This window comes from Roseibium sp. (assembly GCF_965216085.1).
Classification (GTDB): Bacteria; Pseudomonadota; Alphaproteobacteria; order Rhizobiales; family Stappiaceae; genus Roseibium.
In genome coordinates this window covers 1210710-1230523 of the sequence record NZ_OZ244138.1, presented here as the reverse complement: position 1 = coordinate 1230523, position 19814 = coordinate 1210710, and the positions used below count along the sequence as shown (strand labels likewise).

The following is a 19814-nucleotide window of genomic DNA, read 5'->3' as shown; positions in this document are numbered from 1 at the left end:
ATTGCGAACAAATAGAGCAGGCCCAGCGTTTGCGTCTTCAATCTACAGCTTGAAAACCGCCTGAATAGTGCATGATCGAAAGCATGAAGGGCAGCTATGGAAAACACCTTTCAAACGCTCACACCATCTGATCATCTATCTGCTGTTCAGGCCACAGCTCCAAAACGTCTGATTTAATCGAAAATCAGACATACGTTGCGCGACGTACAAATGATTCCAACGAAGATAAACGCAGTCTGCCGGGTTTCGTCACCCTAATGTTAACACAGAATCTGACAGCAACTCCCGCACCTTACCCACGCGTTCTCAATAGTGCTGACAAGTCTGTTTCGAGCTTTTCGGAAACTTCTTTGTAGGTCGGAAAACGCTCCTCTCCGACACACGAGACAAACAGTGCCGCTGCCGAATTGGCAAATATAACCGCGTCCAGCTCGTCAAATCCGTCGGCCAAAGCAAAGGAAAAGGCTCCGTGCCAGACGTCGCCCGCCCCCAGAGTATCCAGCGGGACAACCTTTGGAGGGACACATAAACTGGCATCATGAACCTCCACCGGACCTGAGCCGCGCGTAACACATGCCCAGCATTTGATTTGGTCTGCGATCTCAGCAAGGGATTGGCCATTGAAATCGGCCAAACCCTGCTCAGAAAGTGCAAGGTGGCTGACAAACGGTAAAAGATCCTGTGGAACTGGGGCTTCGCCGTCCAGAACCGTTGGTTTGCCTTGGGTTTGTGCCACTTCAAACAGGTCTTTAGCGAGATGACGGCACCTCGTGTCTGCAAGAACAATGTCACAATCAGGAAAATCGATGGCCAGCCTCGCATCGACCAATTGGTCTGACCTTTGATTAACGATAGTGCGTTCACCATCTGCTGTGACGATCACAGCGGAACTGGCTGTCGCCACACCGTTTACGGTTTGGACGAGTGCGTCATCGATGCCCCGTACAATCATCTGATCACGAAGGAACTGGCCAAACAGGTCGTCACCTACAGCCCCGGCAAGCCGCGCGATTCCTCCCAATCGCGCCACCGCCGTTGCTGCAATCATCGCACCGCCACCTGGTGACAGTCGAGCAGACCCTGCTCTTACCTTGCTGCCCTCTTCCGGATAACTGCCCAGATCATAGATCACATCCAGCGTTATCAATCCGGCACAAACAACAGTCGGCATACCAGGCTCCTCTCATATTCACATGTAACATGTTAGCCTATACAAGTCTAAAATGTTATGTATTATGGAGCTAATAATCCAAGGGATATGATGACACGTTTCGGCATATTAACGGCTCTGTTGACTCCATTTGCAGCAGATGGCTCCATTGATGGGAACCGGTTGGCGCGCCACGCTGCTGCGGTTGTAGACAGGGGCGCCTCAGGCGTAACGTTGTTCGGCACGACGGGCGAAGGTGCTTCGATAGCCGCACCCGAGCGTGAAGCGGGGATCCATGCATTGCTCGAAACCGGTTTGTCGGGCAGCCAGATCGTCTTGGGTGTATATGGCTCAGCAGTAGCGGATGCTGCCGCTCAGATTGACGAAGGTCTGCGTGCCGGGATCACACGCTTTTTGGTCCCGCCGCCTTGCTACTTCGGCAATGCCGATGAAGACGGTGTGTTTCAGTGGTTTGCTGAGCTCTTGGCCTTATGCAATTCCCAAGCCGGGATCATTCTCTACAATATCCCTCAGGTGACCGGTGTCGGCATCTCGCCGTCCCTGACCAGGCGTCTGAAGGAAGCTTATCCCGACCAGATAATCGCCATCAAAGACAGTTCCGGAGATTGGACAAACGCTGTGCGATTGCTGGACAGCAAGTTATTGCCGGTGCTGATTGGCGATGAGCGCTTGCTGCATAAAGCCATTCCCCTGGGATGTGTCGGCTCAATCGCAGGCGTCGCCAATCTGTATCCTGAAAGGCTTTGCAAAATCGTCGACTCCGCCACCGAAGACACGATGCTATCGCGCACAGTCGACCGCATCGTAGCCCAGCCTGTGATCCCTACCCTCAAAGTTCTTTTGGCCAATGCACTACATGACCCGATCTGGGAAAACCTGCGAGCGCCGCTAACGCAGTTATCGGCAGAACAGAAATCTCAAATCCTGGCGTTGGAAGGCAAAGGTGTCGCAGCATGAAGAACACAGATCGACGCCTCAGAGACGACGCTTACTCCAGTTTCACCGAAAAGCTCCTTTCGCGCGACATCCAGCCTGGCCAAATCGTGTCCCAGCGGGAACTTGTCGAACTGACCGGAATGCCCTTGGGCGCAATACGCGAAATGATCCCTCGGCTGGAAGCGGATGGCTTGATCCGAACTGTACCCAAACGAGGCCTTCAAGTGCTCAATATCGATCTTGAACTGATCCGCAATGCGTTTCAATTGCGCAGGATCATCGAGAGTGAGGCATTTGCAGAATTTTGCAAAAATGCGCCCGATGCCGATATCACCCGGATCGCCAACGAACATCGCACGACATTGAGCGAAGCGGAACGTGGTGTCACACCGGAATTGCTATCGCGTGCGCAACACATGGACTGGGCATTTCATGATTTTGTAATCGATTCCGTCGGGAATCGGATCATATCCGACATTTACCGGGTAAATGCGATCAAAATACGCCTGATTAGAAACTCCGACACCCGTATGTTGCCAGAATTGGTTGAATCCGTATTGGCCGAACATCTAGAGATTATCAAAGCACTTGAGAAGCGCGACGTGGAAAAAACGGTTGAAGCTGTCCATGCCCATGTGGACAGCGCAAAACGCCGAGCCCTTGGGGTCTGACGAAGAATGCGGGGCACGCCGCAATAATAGAGGAGGAAGTAATATGAAAACATCATTTATTCGGAAGGGCTTGGCCGCCCTCGCAACCATAGCAATTGCTGCACCTGCCCTGGCTGGCGATATGGTGACGTTGCGTATGTCGACCCCGGCATCAGAAACCGACCAGCGCTCCCTAGCCTTGGCGGACGTGTTTGCTCCAGCGGTTGCGGACTTCGCAACATACGAACCTCACTACAACGCGTCGCTGATCAAGCAGAATTCGGAACTTGAAGCCATCGCTTCAGGTGATCTGGAAATGTCGATCGCTTCCGCCCAGGAACTGGCTCAATACTTCCCTGAATTCTCAATCTTTGCGACTGGCTATGTGCATCAGGATGCCGAACATCAGGTGCGTGTATTCAATGATGCTCTGATGGATCCGTTCAAAAAAACAGTCGAAGACGAGCTGGGCATCAAACTACTTGCGGTGATGTATCTGGGCCGCCGCCACGTGAATCTACGGCAATCCAAGGATGAATTGACGGTAACAACCCCCGCGGATCTGGCTGGTGTAAACCTACGTATGCCAGGCACAGACGCTTGGCAATTCCTTGGAAAAGCTCTGGGCGCCAACCCAACCCCGATGGCTTTCACGGAAGTCTATACCGCTTTGCAAACCGGTTCTGTTGATGGACAAGACAACCCGCTGCCAACCGTGGTCGACGCCAAGTTCTTTGAAGTTACCAACCAAATAGCATTGACATCGCATTTGGTTGATTTGAACTATGTAGCCTTCTCAAAAGCTGTCTGGGACAATCTCAGTGCAGATCAGCAAGCGACAGTAAAGGCTGCTGCCGAAACCGCGGCTGAAAGCGGCCGAAAGGCCCAGCTTCAAAAAGAAGCTGAACTGGTGTCGTTCCTGGAAGAAAAGGGCTTGGCGATCTACGAACCGGACCTGAAAGCTTTCCGTGAACACGTACAATCTCAATATGTTGGCTCCGAGTTCGCGGCGTCGTGGCCGGAGGGTGTGCTCGACAAGATCAACGCATTGGGCAAGTAACCTGTGCAGGGCAAGGGTGATTTCCGCCCTTGCCCGAATTGGTGATCAGCAAATATGAAACAGATTGCAGCAGGCCTGAAGCACTCTGCACAGGCAGTCGCGGCGGCAATGATGGCCGTCATGTTCCTGACCTTCGTTTTACAGATTTTCATCCGTTATTCGGCACGTCTGGAGTGGCTGCCGGACTATTTTCCTTTCCTGGAACCGACGTTGTTTGGTTGGACCCTGGAGCTTTGTCTTGTCTTGTGGCTATGGCTTGTGTTTTGGGGCAATGCCTTCGTGGTCCGCGAGAGCGACCATGTACGTTTTGACATTTTCTACAGCCGGGCTAACCCACAGCTGCGGCGGGTATTCCTTATCGTCTCCGGCTTGTGTATTGCCATTGGCCTTGCCGTTTCAATTGAACCCACCTGGTCCAAATTCTACATCCTCAGGCTCAAGAAAACGGCCACATTGTCTTCGTTGTTTGGCGACTGGGTCCGGATGCGTGACCTTTTTGCCATCTACATTCTGTTTCTCGTTGTTGTGTCGGCCCGCTATTTCTGGTCCGTTTGGCGCGCATTCCGCTATGGAGCGCCTGACCTGCCAGACCAAAGTGGCGCGAGGCAAAGCAAATGAGCTTTGAATTCCTTCTGTGCCTCGGAACGCTGTTTCTGCTGGCAGGTATCGGCGCGCCCATTGCCTATGCCATCCTGATCTCTTCACTTTTGTATCTGTTTGCCGCTGGACAAGACATTGGCCTCACCGGAAAGGTGTTGATGGACGGGCTTTATTCAAGCTTCGTTCTGCTCGCCGTTCCTTTGTTTATCGTTGCGGCCAATATCATGAATGCCGGTACGATCAGCGATCGGCTTCTGCAGTTTTGCGTGGCCCTGGTTGGCCGATTCCGCGGCGGATTGGGCCATGTAAACATCGTGGCGTCATTGATCTTCTCCGGAATGTCCGGGTCCGCCGTGGCCGACGCTGCTGGGATCGGCAAAATCATTATTGAGATGATGACCAAGAGCGGTCATTACACGCGGGGCTATGCAGCTGCTATTACAGCTGCGTCCGCCACCATCGGTCCAATCATTCCGCCTTCGATTCCCATGGTGCTTTATGCACTCGTTTCCAACACCTCGATTGGCTACCTGTTTCTCGGCGGGATTGTTCCGGGCTTGCTGATGGGAGCGGTGCTGATGGGCCTCAACACCTGGGTCTCGCATCGCAGGAATTTCGCCCTGGAAGCTGCGGTTCCCTTAACTGAATTGCCCCGGCTAACCGTCAACGCCTTCCCCGCGTTATTGATGCCCGCCATCCTTCTTTATGGCATTTATGGCGGTGTCACCACTCCGACCGAAGCTGCCGCGGTTGCCGCCTTTTATGCGCTTCTCCTGGCGGGACTGTTCTACCGGGCCCTGTCGCTTGGAACGCTTTACGAAATCCTGGTGGAGAGCGCCCGCTCCTCGGCAGCGGTGGGTATTGTGATCGGCGGCGCGTTGATCCTGAACTACATTGTTGCTTCGGAAAACATTCCGTCGTTGATGGCGGCGCAGCTGGTTGGACTTGATATCCACCCACTGGCCTTCCTTGTCCTGGTCAATCTTTTGATCCTGCTTCTGGGATGCGTATTGGATGCCACAACAATTATTCTAGTCATCATCCCCTTGTTCATACCCACTTGCCGTGAACTTGGCATCGATCTGGTCCATTTTGGCGTCGTGGCGGTTGTGAACTGCATGATCGGGCTGATTACGCCCCCTTACGGTATCCTTCTGTTTGTCATCAATGCCGTCACACGCATCCCTCTGAATGAAATCATCAGCGAAATCTGGTTGTTTCTGGCGGTGCTGCTGGCAGCGCTATCTGCCCTCATCCTATTTCCAGAACTGGTGCTTTGGTTGCCACGAGCATTTGGGTATATCAACTAAAGTTCAGCCAATCCTGCGAAGATCAAACGCGGATCTGCACTCGTTCCTTAAGGCTGTAATCGGTCTTAGGGAGACATAAGCGTTTCAGATGAGATATCCATTGTGATCAGCGCAACAAAACTCAGTGGGAATGACAGTCTTAGAAACCAAGGCAAGAAGCACCGAATGTCCAAAGTGGTGACACATTATGATCGCTCGCAGCCGCTTGTATCAACGATAGCTTGAGGGCAATTGCGGCCATTATTGTTGACCTAATTTCCGGGGATTGACCCCGAGACCCTTGTGGACCCAGAAGGCATTTCGCAAGCGATAGAGATGATTTTCTAGGACTTCCATCCGGCATTGAGAATGCATCTTCATTTTCCATCTTCGAACTGGAAAATACCCGACACAGTCTTCCGCCGTCCTAAACAATTGTTCGTCTAAGACTTGGACGAACAGAATGACAAACAACAAAACAATCAGTGACGCCAGAAAAGCCTGGATCAAACGCTGTGAACATGATGAGTTGGAGCGTGTAACTTTGCGCTCATACCGCAATCACGCAGATCATAACATTGAGCCCGCAATCGGTGTTCGAGATTTGTTTTTTCCGAATGACATCCTCAATGTCAAAAACCCATCGAACATTTCAGACCGCGTTCTCTATAAGATCTTGAATGGCACTGGATTTGTAAATGCAGAAGGCAAGCCGAAAGCAGCTTTTAACGATGAACTTCGGAAGCTAAGCATTGGAGTTGTAATTCGGATGACGAGAGTTCGAGTCCCTCTCCCAATACAAGATCACGGTCGGTCAAGAATGTAGTCTGGCCGAATACCCGATTGTGCAATCAGTCCAGAAACCGGAGTTCCTGCAAAAAACCCATAACTCGATATCAGAGCGGACGAAACTCCTGCCGTTTGCGCCCCCAGAATATCGGTGTGAAGACTGTCGCCAACCATAACGACCCGGCTCCGGTCTCCATCACCGCCCAGGCGCTCGAACACCAGATCATAGATATTGGCGAAGGGTTTGCCGTAAAATCGCGGTGCGACACCGGTTTTGTCTGCCAGCCGGTGCGCATAGCTGCCAGGCTCTGTCGAAAACCCGTTTTCGCGCGGCGCCACAATGTCCGGATTGGCGACCAGAACCGGCCTTGGATGCTCAAGCAACGCCTCTTCCAGCAAAGCTTGCCGTTCTTCGGTCCACTCTGCCGCCCCAAGGCACAAGAAGCCTTCCGCTTTGGCATAAGCAGAGCGGTCTTCTTCCAAGCGCGTGAGATCAATGTTTTCGAGATCGGTGAGACCTGCAGCTTTGGACAGCATGGCGCCCCAATGCCGTTTCGGCTCGCTGGTCAAAGCGTGCAGCAGGGTCATTCTGCTTGAAATGACATTTTCCGGGGCGAAATCGTATCCAAGGCGGGCATACTTTGCCAGCAAGGTCGCATTTGAATACCCAGCGGCATTTGTCACAACAAAAATGCGCTTTCCCTTGGCTTGCAGACCGGCAACCCGCTCTGGAACGCCTGGAATAGCGTGTTCGCCGATATTCAGCACCCCAAAGGCGTCGAGCAGAAAGACATCGAACTGATCTGCAATGTCATCGAGGTTGCAGCACCGGGTGGCAAGCCCGCGCTCTTGCGCTTCAGGCAAACGTGGGCGCGCGGCCTCATAGGCCGCGAACGCTTCTTCCAATGTCATGTCGGTCAAATAATTGCTTCCCGTACCTTTGCCGAGACCCACTCGCTGAGAACAACTGCAGCCAAGATCACCAACAGGATCAGGCTGACTTGTGGCCAGGCCAAAACATTGAGCGAAGAGGAGAGCTGTAGTCCAATTCCACCGGCCCCGACTAGTCCAAGGACCGTTGATTCACGGATATTGATATCCCATCTGAACACGGCAACGCCAGCAAATGCTGGCGCAATTTGTGGAACGATGCCGTAAGCCATCACTTGCCACCGGGATGCCCCTGTCGCCGTTATTGCCTCAACCTGGGTATGATCAATCTCTTCAATCGCCTCATAAAGGAGTTTGGCGCAGAAACCGATTGACCGGATCGCAATTGCGACCACGCCCGCCAGAACCCCCGGCCCGATGACTGCGATCAAGAGCAAGGCCCAGATCAGCGAGTTGATAGAGCGCGTAGAAACGATGATCAGCAGCGCGATTGGGCGGATGAACGTCGCTGAAGGTGTTGTATTACGGGCTGCCAGAAAGGCCACAGGCACCGCCAGACACAAGGCGATCAGCGTTCCAAGCGTCGCTATATTGAGCGTGTCCCACACTGGCTTGCCAAGCTGGGTGATATATTCCCAGCGCGGCGGTGTTGCTCTTGTCCAGATATCCTCAGCAATACGCGGAGCGTCCCAGACGAAGAACCAAGTGGTGGATTCAGATATCTGCTGCCAGCAATAGACGAAGACAGCAGTGCCCGTCAGCCAAGCTGCCCAGCGCAACAGGGTTTCACCTTGGGTCCGGCGCTGCCAGACCTTCAGGCCGTTTTTCTCAAGTACTGGCATTATTGCACCTTCGCCCGGATAATGCCGGACAGATATTCCAGCGCCATAACGATCAAGATGATGATGATCAGGATTGCAGCGGCCGTATCATATTCGTAACGGTCGAACGCTGTGTTCAGCGTTGCCCCGATCCCGCCAGCCCCAACAAGGCCAAGGATCGCGCTTTCGCGGAAATTGATATCGATCCGGTACATGCTGAGCCCAACAAGCCGTGGCATCACTTGTGGCTGGACACCATAATTGATCCATTGCAGCCAGCGGGCACCAGAAGCTTTGATCGCCTCAGCCTGGACTTTGTCCATGCTTTCAATGTCTTCCGCCAGGAGTTTTGACAGGAAGCCGATGGTCGCAAAACTCAAGGTCAGGAAACCGGCCAGCGGCCCGAACCCAAAGATTGCCACGAGCAGGATCGCAACGATGATTTCCTGCAGCGCCCTGCTGATCGCGACAATTCCGCGGCACACCAAATAAACCGGTAACGGCGCAATGTTGCGGGCTGCCCCCAGTCCGATTGGAATTGAGATCGCAATCCCAACAACCGAAGCGGCAACGGTCATAACGATGCTTTCAAGGATCCCGTCACGAATATCGGCAGCACGCGAAAAAAAGTCTGGCGACGTGAAGGCCAGAATGAACGCTGCCCCCCGATCAAGTCCCTCGTAGACCCGGCTCCAATTGACATCGATGGTCATGAAAGCCGCAATCAGATAGGCGGCAAACCCAATGCCGAGGGTCCAGCGAAGCCAGGTGCGTTTGATAAATGGTGGTTTCTTCCACTTTCGCCCGATGAGCGCATCCAGTTCACTGCTCATAACGCGGCGGCCCCGGCGTTCTCATCGAAGCCGGCATGAGGATGATCGTCCTCATCTTCAACCTTCTCGATGGTCGCTTCCCAATCCTCTTCACCATAGATCGACGTCAGTACATCGGGTGTCAGGTCTTCCGGACGGCCATCAAACTCGATGCTACCAAACCGCAGACCGACCACGCGTTGAACGAACATTTTGGCCAGGGCGACATCGTGGATGTTGATGATTGCCGCAAGTCCGCGTTCTTCACACAATTCGCAGATAAGACGCATAATCTGACGGGAGGTCTTGGGGTCGAGCGAGGCCGTCGGTTCGTCGACCAGAAGTAGCTTCGGGTTCTGGATCAACGCCCGGCAAATACCAACCCTTTGACGCTGGCCGCCGGAAAGTTCATCAGCGCGTTTGTCCGCCATGGCCAGCAGGCCGACACGATCCAGAAGACGAAAGGCTTCATCGACACTTTCCTGCGGATACCGCCGCAGAAAACTGCGCCAAAAACCGACGTACCCAAGGCGACCGGACAAGACATTTTCCATGACCGTCAAACGCTCCACCAGGGCATATTCCTGAAAAATCATCCCCATTTCGCGTCGCTTATGGCGCAGACCACCAGAAGACAACGTGGTCAGTTCGGTATCCTCCAGCCAGACTTCTCCACTGCTCGGCTCAACCAACCGGTTGATACAACGGATCATGGTTGATTTGCCCGCGCCTGATGGCCCGATCAGCGCCAGAACTTGGCCTTGCGGTATTTCCAGATCGACAGCCTTGAGTGCCTGATCCCCGGTCTTGTACGTCTTAACAAGCTTCTTCAGCCGCAGCATGAAGCCCCCTAGAATCTTAAAGTCGTTAAAAAAGGTGGCCCACGCAGGGCCACCTCAAAAAGGATTATTCGCAAGCGTAGCTGACACCATTTGCGGCATCGATTTTGCGGATAACTTCCCAGAACTCTTGATAGGTCATTTCCAGGAACTGGCCTTCATTCGACTTTTCGAATTCTGTCTGCAGCGTTGTGCCTTCCCACTCGAAGTTGAAAAACGCATTGCGGATCTTGTCCTGTAGTTCAGGCGTCAGGTTGTAAGCAGTTCCAAAACCCGTTGTCGGGAATGTCTGTGATTTATAGATAGAGACAACCTGATCCGGCTTGATCACATCACGTTGGATCATGCGGGACAGCACTGAGTTTGCGATCGAAGCAGCTGGATAATCCTTGTTGGCAACACCCAGGATCGAGTTGTCGTGCTTGCCGGAATAAAGCGGTTCGAAATCGCGCTCTGCCTGCATGTCAAAATCAGCTTTCAAAATAGCCGACGGCGCTTTGAATCCGGAATTGGACGTAGGCGATGTAAAGGCAAGCTGTTTGCCTTTGATGTCTTCGACCTTCTCTATGCCCGATCCCGGATAGGTCAGGATTTCCATTTCATAACCGAAATTGCCGTCTTTCGACGCCATGATCGTGAACGGACGGAAACCGGCGCAGTTCACTGCAAGAGGATTTGAGCCGGTGTTAAATCCGGCGATATGTAACCGGCCGGAGCGCATGGCTTCAATCTGAGCCGCATTCGACTGAACCGGGAAGAAAACAACTTTCTTGCCGGTTTCGGCCTCAAGATGGGTCAGGAAATCCGACCAGGCTGTCTTGTAGACCGCAGGATCTTCAACAGGTGTATAGGCAAAAATAAGAGTATCCGGATCTATCAGTTTGCTGGCGTCTGTTGGAATATCGGCAATCAGATCACCATCAGCATCGCAAAAACGCTTGTCGAGATCACCCCGCGGGCATTCTTCCGCCTGCGCTGCACCGGCGAATGTAAACACCGCGACAGCCGCCGCCGACGCAAGAAGTGTTGCAATCCGTTTCATATGAGTTCCTCCCAGAACGTTATTTGATGGCTCAATTGGGCGGCATGCTCAATTGAACCCCTTTGGAAGTAGCCTTTTTTAGCCACCTAATGACTGACATTGACCGTTTGGGACCCGTCAAGCAAGCGATCTTGAAACCAAAATGGAAAAATCGAAAGACAACGAAGGTTAAATTCGAAACCCAATATTGCTAAAAGGCGTCCACATCGACCGGTCAGATCCTATTCCGGCACGGCCATATTCCTCAGGAATCACACTCCAGCCCTTGATCTCAAAGTCATGCACTTGTGCCCACGTTCAATGTACTTCCTCTGAAAATAGCAATTGGGTTCAGCTTAACCTTTCTATTGCTAGCCGATTGACATGCGATCCAAAGCATGGGCGCTTACGGCTTTGTCTGCGACCCAAATTCCTGATCCGAAGTTACAAAAAGCGATGATCTCAAATCATCAATGACGAACTGAACTCACGTTCAATATGTTTCATATCGTTGGAATCAGGAACCGCGTGTCGGGGGTTCGAGTCCCTCTCCCGCTACCAGTTTTCTTCATGCCCAGCCCGAAGACATAGACAACGGTTGCCCAAGAGGATTGAGCTGTACCCTTATGCAGAAATGGCTTCTCCTTGCCTGAGGTCTTAGCTACTTCAGGTCTATGGCCATAGATCACAACAAACCAATCAAACAGAACAGTTCATCCAATACCTTCTGACTGGGAAACTCAGGACTATTGCTGAGATATTCAGGACAGCAAAAGCCCTATAGCATTTCGAGCAACGAGCGATGCAGCTCTGGACTTGCGGCAGATACAACTGTTCCATCTGAAGAGAGGCCGAGTTTGTTGCCGTTCCAGTCGGTGATCACCCCTCCGGCGGCCTCGATCACGCCAGTCAGTGCAAAAAAGTCATAGGGCTTGAGATCATAATCCACGACAGCATCGATACGGCCAGCGGCGAGCAACGCATGCGGATAACAGTCATAACCAAACCGGCGGGTTCGGCCTTTTTCTAGCAGTCGTTTCAATTGTTCAGGCCGCTCGGCCAATAGTTTTTCGCCTTCATTGATATAAAGGATGCAATCGTCAATATCCGTTTGACCGGAGACGTTTATGAGCGCTCCGTTAAGCGTTGCCTGACGCCCGACACCGCCGGAATAAACCTCCTCCAGGACAGGCATTGAAATCGTTCCGGCCACGGGCCTCCCCTCCTCGACATAGGCCAGCAGAAGTCCAAACAAGGGATTACCCGAGATAAACGAGCGGGTCCCGTCAATCGGGTCAATAATCCAGAGGTTCTGCGACGTGTCGCCCTCAATCCCTGTTTCCTCACCGAAAATTCCGTCTTTCGGGTATTTGGATGAAATTGCCTTTTTGAGTTCTTGTTCGATCAGCTCATCGGTCACGGTTACCGGGCTCTCATCTTGCTTGAACCGGACAGAACCGCGCTGGCAGAAGGCCTCCCGCGCAATCGGAGCAGCGTGCCGGGCCCAAGCTTCACAGTCGGAAATGATCTCGGCGACATCTGCTACAATCGGTTTTTCTGCCAACACGTTGCTCATTTTATTCTCTTTGAGTTAATATCTTTTTTTTCAGGAAGGCCGGTCGCCGCACATCAAATCAAGACCGGTATTCCGTTCTCCTCAAACGGAGCTATTTGTTCAGGCAGTGCTTTGCCGTCAGTTACAAGCATATCGACTTGGTTGGCTTCGCAGATCTGAACGCGGTTCGTCTCCCCCAGCTTGGTCCGATCACACAAAAACACGCGGCGTGACGCCTGGCCAAGCATTGTTTTGGCAACTTCCGCTTCTTTAAGCGCATAGGAAAACGCTCCCTCGGAGGCACTCAGCGCAACCGGCGAAATGATCGCCAAATCAACCTTGAAACGCCGGATTTCAGACAGAGTCAGCTCCCCATAGGTTGCCGGAACATCCGAAACGATTTGCCCGCCCAAAAGGAAGACCTCGATGTCGGCCTCAGCAGCCTTCAGCACCTGGGTGATTTCGACAGAATTGGTGATCAATGTGAAGTTGGAAAGCTTTGAAAGCGCATGTCCGAAAGCCGCAGTCGTCGTCCCGGCATCAACCAAAATCGACATGCCCGGCTCAACCAATGAAACAGCTTTTCGCGCAATACTCTGTTTTGCCCCGGCTTGAGCATCTCGGCGCTTTTCAAAGGGAGCTTCGGTCTTGCTGGTGCGCAGCACTGCGCCCCCATGTACCCGGTCTATTAGTCCGGTTTCTTCCAGTTCAAGCAGATCCCGGCGCACGGTTTCACGCGACACACCAAGAAGTTTCGGCAGATCGTTCGCGCTCACATGCTGAGAGCTTTCAAGCAGAGCCAGAATTCGTTTATGCCGTTCTTTCGACCACATTCAGAGCTCCCGCTTGGATGTACGTTGGCGTGACAAGACCGCCAAAGTCACTTTCATCAACCCCAGAGAAACAGCGACAACGGCCATGACACAGGTCGAGAAAGCTGCCGCCTGAGATGTTAGCCCCGCATCGTCCAGACGCATGATGGTGACCGCAGCAACATCAAGCTTGGGCGTTGTGAGAAACACGACGGCGGACAAGGTCACCATCGAACGCATGAAGAGGAAGAAGAAGACAGACACCAGCATGGGCGCAACGAACGGCGCGATGATGTTGATCGCCGTGCGCGCCATGCCCGCACCGAGCGTTTTCGCAGCCTCCTCCAGTTGTGAAGGAAACTGCCGGAACCCGGTCATGACCGTCAAAAACGCCTGTGTGTGGTAGTGATAGAAGTTGATAATCGCAATCAGCACCGCCGTCCCGTAAAGTAGATAGAGGGGTGTGGATGTCGAATTGAAGGTCAGGATGTAGGAAAGACCCAGAACAATCCCCGGCACAGCAGCTGGCATGGCAGCCAGGACCTGAATCCATTGCGCGAGTTTTTCAGGCAGCTCCCGCAAGCCCAGCGCCATGATGAAGATCAAGAACGTTCCGCCTGCCGCAGCCCCGAGCGAAATGGCAATTGTGATCCACAGCGAAGAATATCCGCCCGCTAAGGTGATATTGAAATGCTTAAAAGTCAGATCGAAATTGTAGGGCCAGAGCTTAACGAAACTGGCGTAGACGACAATTCCGATGACCGAAACTATCATGGCCACAATCAGGAAACAGAGTGCTGCCATTGGAACATCGCGCCGGGCGTAGAAGGCCGGCACAAACTTTTCAATGTTGGTATTGCCCCGGGTTCTCTGGCGCTTCATCGCCTGACGTTCGATGACATAAGAAACCACGGTGGGCAGCAGCAGCATGATGCCAACAACAGCACCTAGATTGAAATTGCGCAGCCCGATCACCTGCTTGTAGATCTCGGTTGCCAGAACCGAGTAATCCCCGCCAATGACCGCAGCATTGCCGAAGTCCGTAATCGTGATGATGAAGACGACAAAGGAGCTGTTTAAAAGTGCAAAAACCGTTGCAGGCAGTGTCAGGTCGCGAAACTGCCGGCTGGGTTTTGCCCCGATGACTTCGGCCGCTTCATAGGTTCTGGCATCCAGCAACACCAGGGAAGCGCCAATGATCATCACCGCCTGGGGCAACGCATAGAGCGTATTCGATATCAAAAGTCCCCAGAAACCATAGATATCCAGTTCAATTCCAAGAGCCCGGCTGATGACCCCGTTGCGCCCCAAAAGGAATATCAAGCCAAGAGCTTGCACCAGTGACGGAGCCAAAAGCGGCAGGATGATTGCCCCTCTGATCAGCCACTTGCCAGGAAAAGCACATCTGTGCAGCCCATGGGCGATAATGAAACCCAGGAAGACGCTGACAACGGTTGTCGCTGCGCCCATGGCCATCGAGTGCCAAGTTGCGCGCCAGAAACCAGTGGACTGCAAAACTTCTGCATAGTTCTGCAAGCCATAGGTTCCATCCGGCGCCGTGATTGACCGCAGGAACACGACCACCATCGGATAAAGGAAAAACAGCGCCAAGCCGATCAGCGGGATCAGGACACAGGCAGCAGCAATAATCTTGTCGCCGTCAAAACTTTTGCGAGCGTCGGTCGGAGCGGTGGAGATGACAGCGGTTGTCACACGGCCTCTCCTTCCATGTCATCTGCGACCCACGCCACAGAAGACGGCGCAATTTCTAAAGCAACGGCTTGTCCTTCCGTCAGTTCGCTCTCGCCGTGGGTTTCCACAACGAGGTCACCGAGAGGACTTTCAAGTTTCAGCCTTGTAAGATTGCCGAGGAACGAGATAGAGCGGATCGTTGACGTGCCCTGTTGATCACTTTTGACCGAAATTTTCTCCGGCCGAAGGCTGGCAAAATACCGCCCATTTCCCGTCGTCGGCATGTCCGCCAGAAGCTCGGGCATGACGTCTTGCACCCGGCACGGTTCGATCAGGTTACCGGCTCCCATGAAGTCCGCAACAAAACGCGTCTTGGGTTTGTGGTAGAGCTCTTCCGGCGTACCGGCTTGAACAACAACACCGTGGTTCATGCAAATGATCTTGTCAGCAAGCGCGATAGCTTCTTCCTGATCATGGGTCACCATCAAAGTTGGAATGCCCAATGACCGCTGAACTTGCTTGATTTCATCGCGGAGAGATCCACGCACTTTTGCATCCAGCGCAGAAAGCGGCTCATCCAGAAGGAGAACACGAGGGTCGACCGCAATCGCCCTTGCGAGCGCAATCCGTTGCTGTTGACCACCCGACAGTTGCCCGGGATATTTCTGGCCCACATTAGGGAGATGAACCATCTCCAGGAGGTCCGTAACCCTGCTGGCGATTGTGGCCTCTGACACGCCCCGAATTTTCAACCCGTACCCAATGTTCTGAGCAACCGTCATATTGGGAAAAAGGGAATAGGACTGGAACACAATCCCAAAATCCCTCTGCCTTGCAGGAACTTTGGAAATATCCTGCCCCTCCAGCAACAGGCTGCCAGCGTCTATTCCGGTTAGTCCCGCGATGATCCTGAGCAAAGTGGTCTTGCCGCACCCGCTCGGTCCAAGAAGGCAGACGAACTCGCCTTTTTCAAGCTCAATCGAGACGCCATCGAGGGCCGTGAACGCGCCGTATTTCTTGGTTGCTTTATCGACTTTCAAATACATCGGGAATCTTTCGTACGGCAAGCCCGGCAAGCCAACACATCAAGCTTGCTCTCACGTTCAGCAGGAGCAGTTGGAACTAAGACACTTGCGGACGGCGAGGCCGCCGCCCGCAAAGATCCAGAGCGTTAACGGCCGAACCGCTCGCGCCACTCAGCTTTGACGTCATTTTGGCGGCCTGCAGACTCTACGAAATCTACAGGAGCCAGAACCGAACTGATGTCATTTGGAAGACCGGCTTCCTTTGCAAAACCGGAGAGCTCAACGCCTGGAGCCGTTACCAGGGCCTTGTACTGTGCAAAGAGAGACAGAGCATCGTTACTCATGGACCAGTCAAGAAAGCGCTTTGCAGCATCTTTGTTCTCACTGCTGGAAAGAACACCGGAAGCTTCCAGCTCATAGCCGACGCCACCTTCCGGCAGCACCATTTCCAGCGGATAGCCGTCGTCGATAGACTTCATGGCTGTGAACGCAAGAGAAATACCGACGGTGTATTCGCCAACGCGGGCTGCTTTACACGGCTTTGAGCCGGAAGAGGTGTATTGGGCCATATTCGGGTCAACTGCCGCCAGCTGCGCCCAGCCCTTTTCGACACCAAGGCTCTGCAAAACAGCATTTACGTGCAAGTAGCCAGTACCTGATGAGTTGGGATCCGGCATCAACACCTCCCCCTTGAAGCCGGGCGCTTCGAGATCAGCCCAGGTCTTGGGCATCTCCAGCCCCTTGCTCTTGAGGCGTTCGGTATTCACACAGAATGCGCCCATGTAGCCGATCTGGGCGAACCAACGATCTCCGGCATCACGGAATTCCGGTGCCAGTGTCTCGGCACCAGCGACCTTGACCGGCTCCAACAGCTCCAGAACCTGAGGATCCATCATGGCTGTCACCGCCCAGCCCCAGATTAGATCCGCCTGAGGATTGTCTTTTTCTGCGAGAAGTCTCGCGCCAAGCTTGCCTGTCGACAACCGTAGAATGTCGATTTCCAGATCAGGCATCGCTTCTTTGGCAGCCTCCAGATAAACAGCAATCTCTTCCTCCTCAAGAGCACTGTAAATCGTCAGCTCATCTGCATTTGCTGCTGTCCCCGCGCCAAGCGCAAATAGAGATGCCGCGATCGTGGCCTTTGCCTTTATCATAGTCTTCCCCTTCCAGTTTCGTTCCGGTTTCACTCCAGTTTGCATCCTCCCAGAAACACAAACGCGTCTGCTTTTTCTTCTACACATTCGGCAAAATGTGCAGTTTTGTGTTTTTTTGTGTACTATTGGATTTTTGTGTAAATTTCAATTCCTTTTTGATCGCCAACCTTCAGGACGGCACAGCTACAAGAAGGGAGGGCAGGAAAAATCGCGCAATCAGTGAAAGTCAATGCTCAGTCAAACGGTACGGCTCACACGACACTAACCGAAACTATCAAAGCTTCCTGATGAACTCTCAGCTGCTTGTTTATTGCCTCGCCGCGTCAGCTCCCGCGCCGGACTTCGGCTGATAATGAGACTGTGTTGACAAACTCACGACGCTCAGCAAAGAACCTACTGCCAAATTTGTGCGTGTAATCTGCACAACAGTGTTTTGTTCAGACTTGATCTGAACTTTTTTGGGGCAACGTCACCAACTAGCCTTTTTTTCAGAGTGGCTTAGACCAAATCAAATTGGATTTGCGTCGCTCCTGAACACTCTCATTGGTGACCCTCAGTCTTGGCCTACCCAATCAGTAATGGCAGGACTTCTGGATTCGCTACCATCGCCTTGTTTCAATCTACTGAAATTAACTCTAGGAATTGCTGCAGGACAGCTGACTGGGTGCGATCGCCACGCCAGACCGCACATATTGGTGTTGAATAGCGAAAAATGTCCGGCCTTAGCTCCTTGAAATGATAGAGTGTTTGATCCGTACAATGGGCCGGAAAGAACCCGAGATAGACACCAGCACCGACCAGAGCCAGCACCGCTTCGGTCTGATAGACGATCGTTCCGACCGGAAATTTCTGTTTCAGGTTTCGCAGAGTATCGCTTTCGAAATAGCCGCGAAAAACCAAAGCCTGCTTGAGAATCTCGGCTTCAGAAAGCGTTTCCCCGGCATCCAGCGCCAATGACAGCGGATGCTCACCTGCACAAAACAATCCGACATCCTCATCATAAAGGCGGCGGTATTTGAGGCTCGGGTGACGCTGATAATCCGGCACAATTCCGAGGTGAAGCTTTCCGTCGATCACTCCGCGCTCGACTTCCGCCGGAGTTCCGGTCATGAGGCTTACATCAACCTCCGGAGCGTCGTCCTTGAACCTGCGAATTGCCGAGACCAGAGGATTGCGGACATCGGACAATGTGTAGTCGATCATCCCGATATCGATCTTGCCAACCAGCTGGCGATTGATTGATGCAACGCTGGTGGCAAACTCATCGGCGGCCGCAAGCAACCGGTCGATATGTTCCAGGGCAATTTCGCCCTGCTGGGTCAGTGAGAACCCGCTGCGCCCACGGTGACACAGCCGGATGCCGAGCCGCGTTTCCAAATCCGAAATCTGCCGCGAAATGGTCGAAGCACCAACACCAAGTTCGGTTTGCGCTGCAGATAATCCGGAGCATTCAATCACGGTTTTGAAGATCCGCATCAAGCGAATATCCGCACCGCTGACGCTTCCTGAAAACGCATTTTTCCGCCGAGCCATTTGCTTGTTCCACCCCAATTTTTCTCATGCATTTTTATGCAAGAGATCTTTGGATAGTTCAACTTTTTGGAGATTAAAATCCGCCCTATCTGATGCGCTCAAGTTCGATTAAGGAGCGACAGATGGCGGACGCGAAACTCCAGGCCCTACGGGAGAAATTTGGGAATGCAGATGGTGGAACCCTGTTTACGCCTAAATATCAGAAAATCGCCGACAAGATCTTTTCTGAAGGCGGCAAGCGTCCCGCCCCCTATTCCGGAATTCCAACGCTTCTTGATGCTCCACAATCCTCAATCGATGATGCCTCCACCCTTCAGGTTGCCCTTTATGGCATGCCGATGGACCTCGGTGTCACCAACCGCAACGGATCGCGATTTGGGCCACGTGCCCTGCGCTCCATTGAACGTGTCGGACCTTACAACGACGCCCTGGAGACCGCACCGCTTCACGAAATGTTCGTCGCTGATATTGGCGATGTTCCCTTCAGCAGTCGCTTTGACCTAGGCCAGAGCCACAAGGAAATCGAAGACTACGTGGCGCAAATCATTGCAACTGGTGCGATCCCGATGGGCGTTGGCGGCGATCATTCTGTCACCCATCCAATCCTGCGTTCCGTCGGAAAATACCGCCCGGTCGGTATGATCCACATCGACGCCCATTGTGATACGGGCGGCTCTTACGAAAACGAAAAATTCCACCACGGCGGCCCCTTCCGCAACGCGGTGCTCGACGGTGTTCTTGATCCCGAACGCACCATCCAGATCGGCATCCGGGGCGCGGCAGGTTACATTTGGGAATTCTCCGAAATGTCCGGCATGACGGTTATCGAGGCCAAAGACATCACGGATGGATACCTTCCGGAAATCATCAACAAAGCCCGTCAGGTTGTCGGCGATGGCCCAACCTATTTCTCCTTCGACATTGACAGTCTCGATCCCGCTTATGCGCCCGGCACGGGGACACCGGAAGTCGGAGGCCTGACACCACGGGAAGCCCTGCGCCTGATACGGGGCATGAAAGGCCTGAATTTTGTTGGCGGCGATGTCGTTGAGGTCGCTCCCGCCTACGATCCAAGTACCAATACTGCGCAAAACGGCGCTCAGATGCTCTTTGAGATCTTGAGCCTGATGCAATTCTCCCCGTCTCTCCCGAAAAAATGAAAGT

18 protein-coding genes are annotated in these 19814 nt (G+C 53.1%); 6 read left to right on the top strand and 12 right to left on the bottom strand.

Features of this window, described 5'->3' with window-relative positions:
• Window positions 1-292 precede the first annotated feature (292 nt).
• Window positions 293-1171: a carbohydrate kinase family protein gene (locus tag ACOOFE_RS05650; protein ID WP_420414059.1), complete on the bottom strand. Its 879-nt coding sequence runs from the start codon at window positions 1169-1171 to the stop codon at window positions 293-295.
• 87 nt (window positions 1172-1258) lie between these two features.
• On the opposite strand from ACOOFE_RS05650, the gene ACOOFE_RS05645 reads away from it, so the two are divergent.
• From ACOOFE_RS05645 to ACOOFE_RS05625, 5 genes are read left to right on the top strand one after another with little or no spacing between them, the layout of a single operon-like run.
• Window positions 1259-2128 carry a dihydrodipicolinate synthase family protein gene (locus ACOOFE_RS05645; protein WP_420414058.1) on the top strand — a complete coding sequence of 290 codons (870 nt, stop codon included), beginning with the start codon at window positions 1259-1261 and terminating at the stop codon, window positions 2126-2128.
• Window positions 2125-2778 (top strand): GntR family transcriptional regulator, encoded by a 654-nt coding sequence (locus ACOOFE_RS05640; RefSeq protein WP_420414057.1) that lies wholly within the window; start codon window positions 2125-2127, stop codon window positions 2776-2778. The genes ACOOFE_RS05645 and ACOOFE_RS05640 overlap by 4 nt, the downstream gene beginning before the upstream one ends.
• A 43-nt stretch (window positions 2779-2821) precedes the next feature.
• The gene (gene dctP / locus ACOOFE_RS05635) at window positions 2822-3817 is read left to right on the top strand and encodes a TRAP transporter substrate-binding protein DctP (protein WP_420414056.1); all 996 of its coding nucleotides are present in this window, start codon (window positions 2822-2824) and stop codon (window positions 3815-3817) included.
• Between the two features lie 54 nt (window positions 3818-3871).
• Window positions 3872-4435, top strand: coding sequence for a TRAP transporter small permease subunit (locus ACOOFE_RS05630; RefSeq protein WP_420414055.1), 564 nt, complete (start codon window positions 3872-3874; stop codon window positions 4433-4435).
• Window positions 4432-5727, top strand: coding sequence for a TRAP transporter large permease (locus ACOOFE_RS05625; RefSeq protein WP_420414054.1), 1296 nt, complete (start codon window positions 4432-4434; stop codon window positions 5725-5727). The genes ACOOFE_RS05630 and ACOOFE_RS05625 overlap by 4 nt, the downstream gene beginning before the upstream one ends.
• Window positions 5728-6510: 783 nt before the next feature.
• Here ACOOFE_RS05625 and ACOOFE_RS05620 read toward each other — a convergent pair.
• The 11 genes from ACOOFE_RS05620 to ACOOFE_RS05570 all read right to left on the bottom strand — a co-directional run bounded on the left by ACOOFE_RS05620 (window position 6511) and on the right by ACOOFE_RS05570 (window position 18650).
• Window positions 6511-7407 (bottom strand): HAD-IIA family hydrolase, encoded by an 897-nt coding sequence (locus ACOOFE_RS05620; RefSeq protein ID WP_420415547.1) that lies wholly within the window; start codon window positions 7405-7407, stop codon window positions 6511-6513.
• Window positions 7408-7412: 5 nt separating this feature from the next.
• Window positions 7413-8228, bottom strand: coding sequence for a phosphonate ABC transporter, permease protein PhnE (gene phnE, locus ACOOFE_RS05615; protein ID WP_141185507.1), 816 nt, complete (start codon window positions 8226-8228; stop codon window positions 7413-7415).
• Complete coding sequence (gene phnE, locus ACOOFE_RS05610) at window positions 8228-9040, bottom strand: phosphonate ABC transporter, permease protein PhnE (RefSeq protein ID WP_420414053.1); 813 nt, start codon at window positions 9038-9040, stop codon at window positions 8228-8230. The genes phnE (ACOOFE_RS05615) and phnE (ACOOFE_RS05610) overlap by 1 nt, the downstream gene beginning before the upstream one ends.
• Window positions 9037-9861 (bottom strand): phosphonate ABC transporter ATP-binding protein, encoded by an 825-nt coding sequence (phnC, locus tag ACOOFE_RS05605; protein WP_420414052.1) that lies wholly within the window; start codon window positions 9859-9861, stop codon window positions 9037-9039. Before phnC ends, phnE (ACOOFE_RS05610) begins: the two co-directional genes overlap by 4 nt.
• Window positions 9862-9925: 64 nt before the next feature.
• Entirely contained in the window at window positions 9926-10900 is a 975-nt protein-coding gene (gene phnD, locus ACOOFE_RS05600; RefSeq protein WP_420414051.1) for a phosphate/phosphite/phosphonate ABC transporter substrate-binding protein, read from the bottom strand.
• A 757-nt stretch (window positions 10901-11657) separates the two neighbouring features.
• On the bottom strand, window positions 11658-12455 hold the full coding sequence (locus ACOOFE_RS05595; protein ID WP_420414050.1) for an inositol monophosphatase family protein: 798 nt from the start codon (window positions 12453-12455) through the stop codon (window positions 11658-11660).
• Window positions 12456-12508: 53 nt separating this feature from the next.
• The gene (locus tag ACOOFE_RS05590) at window positions 12509-13267 is read right to left on the bottom strand and encodes a DeoR/GlpR family DNA-binding transcription regulator (RefSeq protein ID WP_420414049.1); all 759 of its coding nucleotides are present in this window, start codon (window positions 13265-13267) and stop codon (window positions 12509-12511) included.
• Complete coding sequence (locus ACOOFE_RS05585; protein ID WP_420414048.1) at window positions 13268-14959, bottom strand: ABC transporter permease subunit; 1692 nt, start codon at window positions 14957-14959, stop codon at window positions 13268-13270.
• The gene (locus ACOOFE_RS05580) at window positions 14956-15984 is read right to left on the bottom strand and encodes an ABC transporter ATP-binding protein (protein WP_420414047.1); all 1029 of its coding nucleotides are present in this window, start codon (window positions 15982-15984) and stop codon (window positions 14956-14958) included. Before ACOOFE_RS05580 ends, ACOOFE_RS05585 begins: the two co-directional genes overlap by 4 nt.
• Before the next feature lie 125 nt (window positions 15985-16109).
• On the bottom strand, window positions 16110-17117 hold the full coding sequence (locus ACOOFE_RS05575) for an ABC transporter substrate-binding protein (RefSeq protein WP_420414046.1): 1008 nt from the start codon (window positions 17115-17117) through the stop codon (window positions 16110-16112).
• 615 nt (window positions 17118-17732) lie between these two features.
• Window positions 17733-18650: a LysR family transcriptional regulator gene (locus ACOOFE_RS05570; protein WP_420414045.1), complete on the bottom strand. Its 918-nt coding sequence runs from the start codon at window positions 18648-18650 to the stop codon at window positions 17733-17735.
• A gap of 122 nt (window positions 18651-18772) precedes the next feature.
• On the opposite strand from ACOOFE_RS05570, the gene speB reads away from it, so the two are divergent.
• Window positions 18773-19810, top strand: coding sequence for an agmatinase (gene speB / locus ACOOFE_RS05565; protein WP_420414044.1), 1038 nt, complete (start codon window positions 18773-18775; stop codon window positions 19808-19810).
• Window positions 19811-19814 lie beyond the last annotated feature (4 nt).

Bases quoted from the DNA above. Each gene is read 5' to 3' on its own strand.
- speB (WP_420414044.1), top strand. From the start codon at position 18,773: ATGGCGGACGCGAAACTCCAGGCCCTACGGGAGAAATTTGGGAATGCA.
- ACOOFE_RS05630 (WP_420414055.1), top strand. From the start codon at position 3,872: ATGAAACAGATTGCAGCAGGCCTGAAGCACTCTGCACAGGCAGTCGCG.
- dctP (WP_420414056.1), top strand. From the start codon at position 2,822: ATGAAAACATCATTTATTCGGAAGGGCTTGGCCGCCCTCGCAACCATA.
- ACOOFE_RS05570 (WP_420414045.1), bottom strand. From the start codon at position 18,650: ATGGCTCGGCGGAAAAATGCGTTTTCAGGAAGCGTCAGCGGTGCGGAT.
- ACOOFE_RS05640 (WP_420414057.1), top strand. From the start codon at position 2,125: ATGAAGAACACAGATCGACGCCTCAGAGACGACGCTTACTCCAGTTTC.
- ACOOFE_RS05650 (WP_420414059.1), bottom strand. From the start codon at position 1,171: ATGCCGACTGTTGTTTGTGCCGGATTGATAACGCTGGATGTGATCTAT.
- phnE (WP_141185507.1), bottom strand. From the start codon at position 8,228: ATGCCAGTACTTGAGAAAAACGGCCTGAAGGTCTGGCAGCGCCGGACC.
- phnC (WP_420414052.1), bottom strand. From the start codon at position 9,861: ATGCTGCGGCTGAAGAAGCTTGTTAAGACGTACAAGACCGGGGATCAG.
- ACOOFE_RS05595 (WP_420414050.1), bottom strand. From the start codon at position 12,455: ATGAGCAACGTGTTGGCAGAAAAACCGATTGTAGCAGATGTCGCCGAG.
- ACOOFE_RS05575 (WP_420414046.1), bottom strand. From the start codon at position 17,117: ATGATAAAGGCAAAGGCCACGATCGCGGCATCTCTATTTGCGCTTGGC.
- phnE (WP_420414053.1), bottom strand. From the start codon at position 9,040: ATGAGCAGTGAACTGGATGCGCTCATCGGGCGAAAGTGGAAGAAACCA.
- ACOOFE_RS05645 (WP_420414058.1), top strand. From the start codon at position 1,259: ATGATGACACGTTTCGGCATATTAACGGCTCTGTTGACTCCATTTGCA.
- ACOOFE_RS05625 (WP_420414054.1), top strand. From the start codon at position 4,432: ATGAGCTTTGAATTCCTTCTGTGCCTCGGAACGCTGTTTCTGCTGGCA.
- ACOOFE_RS05620 (WP_420415547.1), bottom strand. From the start codon at position 7,407: ATGACATTGGAAGAAGCGTTCGCGGCCTATGAGGCCGCGCGCCCACGT.
- phnD (WP_420414051.1), bottom strand. From the start codon at position 10,900: ATGAAACGGATTGCAACACTTCTTGCGTCGGCGGCGGCTGTCGCGGTG.
- ACOOFE_RS05580 (WP_420414047.1), bottom strand. From the start codon at position 15,984: ATGTATTTGAAAGTCGATAAAGCAACCAAGAAATACGGCGCGTTCACG.
- ACOOFE_RS05590 (WP_420414049.1), bottom strand. From the start codon at position 13,267: ATGTGGTCGAAAGAACGGCATAAACGAATTCTGGCTCTGCTTGAAAGC.